Origin of the sequence: Streptomyces sp. NRRL WC-3549, assembly GCF_000721935.1 — a bacterium.
Lineage (GTDB): Bacteria > Actinomycetota > Actinomycetes > Streptomycetales > Streptomycetaceae > Streptomyces.
Map to the genome: position 1 here is coordinate 88,376 of NZ_KL585423.1, position 1,458 is coordinate 89,833.

The 1,458-nt window shown below is 75.2% G+C and carries 2 protein-coding genes; both read right to left on the bottom strand.

The genetic code is table 11. The features are described from left to right. Window positions 1-1,258, bottom strand: a 1,258-nt coding sequence (locus tag IH13_RS0126770; protein WP_199814838.1) for a lantibiotic dehydratase, incomplete at its 3' end; no start/stop codon positions are given. 15 nt (window positions 1,259-1,273) lie between these two features. Further along, a partial coding sequence (locus IH13_RS42835) for a hypothetical protein (protein WP_158791316.1) occupies window positions 1,274-1,458 on the bottom strand: 185 nt, incomplete at its 5' end.

The window sequence follows — 1,458 nt, forward strand, 5'->3', positions numbered from 1 at the left end:
GGGCCCGCCGCTCGGTGAGCGGGGCGGCCGGGTACGCGGCCAGGCAGGCGGCCGGGCCGTCCAGCGCGCCGGCCACGGCGTCGGCCCACGGGACCCGCAGGGCGCGCAGGGCCTCCTGGAAGGAGCGGAGCGGGTCGGGGCTGTGCACGTCGGTGCGGAGTGAGGGCACCTGGACCATGCCGAGCTGGAGCAGCGCGGCGGCGTACCGCTCGCACTCGGCCCGGTCGGCGCCGTGCTCGGCCTCCAGCCGGTCGACGAGGTCGCGGTGGCGCAGCCCGTCACGGCTGCCGAAGAAGGTGAGCAGGCGGTCCAGGGTGCCGCTGCTGCGGAGGTAGAACAGCCGGTCGCGTACGGCGTCGAAGGTGACGGCCGCGCTGTCGTCGCCCGCGGTCACCCACTGCCGGACGTAGCGGATGCGGTCCTCGTCGCGGCCCCAGCCCGGGGAGAGGACGACGGGGAGGTCCTGGCGGCGTACCGGGTCGGCCAGGACGAGGTCGGCCAGCCGCCCCAGGGCGACGACGTTGAGCCGGACGTGGCTCGTCCAGGTCTCGCCGACCCGCAGGGGAGCCGGCTCGTCGGCCGGGGCGCCGTCGAAGGTGCCGGACGCCACGGCGGTGAGGGTGCTGAAGGGGCTGGTCTTGCACGCGGTGCGGTAGAGGTAGGTGAGCGCGGACCGTTCGATCTTGCGCATCCGCTTGCCGGGTTCGGGGGCGGTGTCGCGCAGATAGCCGTCGAGCCGGCCGTCCAGGGTGGGCGAGGCGAGCAGCAGTCCCGTCCGGAGCCGGTCGTGGGACAGGGAGCGGCGCAACTCCGCTCGTGCCAGCCGTAGTTCACCGGCCAGCAGCGGGGGCCCCTCGGCCAGGAGCCGCGCGTACCCCGCCCGGTCGTCCAGCCAGGCCGAGGTCCGCTCACCGGCGGCCCGGTCCAGTCCGTTCACCAGGCGCAGGGCGGCCCCGGGGTCGGCGGGCAGGCGGTTGTTGTACACCTGGCGGCGCAGGGTGAGCAGGGCGCGGCGGGCGTCGGCACCGGCCGTGTCGGCCCGCTCGACCAGTGCGTGCAGGAGGTCGCTGAGGGCGGCGCCGCCCTCGGTGAGCCGTTCCTCCTGGTCCAGGATCCGGTCGGCCCACTCCCTGGTGCCGGCGCAGCGCAGGCCGTGGACGCTCTCCACGGGCAGCCCGGCGGCGCGGAGCAGGAAGCGGCGGCCCGGTTCCCACCGGGTGGGGCGGAGGGGGGTCGTGTCGGAGGTCAGCAGTGTCATGGCAGGTCTCCCCGGTCAGGCGATCTCGTGGCGGAAGTCGGCGGGCCGGGGGCGTTCGTTGCCGAGCGGCATGATCAGCAGGGGCGCCTCGTCGCCGTCGCCCAGGCCGAGCTTCTCGATGTACGCGATGTTGTCGAAGCCCAGGGCCACGCCCGCGCCGAGGCCCCTGTCTCTTATACACATCTCTGATGGCGCGAGGG